This window comes from Vibrio sp. 10N.222.46.A1, from assembly GCF_041473595.1.
GTDB lineage: Bacteria > Pseudomonadota > Gammaproteobacteria > Enterobacterales > Vibrionaceae > Vibrio > Vibrio tasmaniensis_A.
On record NZ_JBFRSN010000597.1, the window covers coordinates 1 to 958 of the forward strand.

At 43.8% G+C, this 958-nt stretch carries 2 protein-coding genes; one reads left to right on the top strand and one right to left on the bottom strand.

The features are described 5' to 3' along the window. Positions 1–173: DUF3360 family protein (locus AB4496_RS16705; RefSeq protein WP_372131410.1), on the top strand; the 173-nt coding region annotated here is incomplete at its 5' end. A 114-nt stretch (positions 174–287) separates the two neighbouring features. Here AB4496_RS16705 and AB4496_RS16710 read toward each other — a convergent pair. After that, the coding region (locus tag AB4496_RS16710) for a hypothetical protein (protein ID WP_372131408.1) at positions 288–958 on the bottom strand (671 nt) is incomplete at its 5' end.

The window sequence follows — 958 nt, forward strand, 5'->3', positions numbered from 1 at the left end:
TCACCATGCTGTTGGATAACTTAGGCTTAGTCGGTTGTAAAGAACGCAGTAGTGAACTGAGTAAAATGAGCCGTTGGGTGTTGCCTGGCATTATGTTTATTGTGCTAAGTGGTGTAATGGCATTGGTTGGCCTTCTTCCGGGGATTCCAGCGATTATCCCAAGCTTTCGTTAACCTCGATTAATATTTAGTTTTAGTCGGAACACAAAAAGGCCTCGCAATCGCGAGGCCTTGTTTTATCTGCGTTCCAACGAACAAGCAGCTAACAATTGACGATGGTAAACCAAATCAACTAGAGAGCCATTCATCCAGTACTGTGATGAGTTTAGGGTTGATGAGATAACCGATGGAAGCATGCGGATTGCCTTTTCCGTTGCGAATATTGAGATTATAGATTGGGTGGATGTCTTTCATTCCGCCGGGTATCAGACCCAGTTTGAGCATATCTTTAAAGTCATTTCTAATTTTGCTGTCATGAGAGATAAAATCATCTTCTGCCGCTATGTTTATCCATTGCTGAATGTTTAAAGGGTACTTCTTCTCATCTTTCAAGCGGCTCCCTTTTAGCCTATCTTTTACGTTTTCATCGCCTAACGGTGACCCGAGCGTAAGCAATAAGTTGACCTTCTTGTCCGCACCATAGTCGTGTCTATACTCGCCGTAATGAGACAGCTTCCACAACACGTCATAGCTGATCATCGACCCTAGGCTGTGCGACACAATCATCACATCATCCTGATTATCAAGCGCTTCCTGCAGTTCAACCATTAGCCTATGCCTGACATCGCTGCCAAAATAGGTATCTTCATACCAATAGTGCGCCATATCCGGCGCGACCTTCGTTATCAGTGTCTCAGCCACACCTAGCTTTCCAAATAGCGATGAAAAAGTATCTGCTAGCGCCTCTTTCAGAAAACCAATTTTAGATACCTGGTTATACGTTGTTTTATTGAACTGGC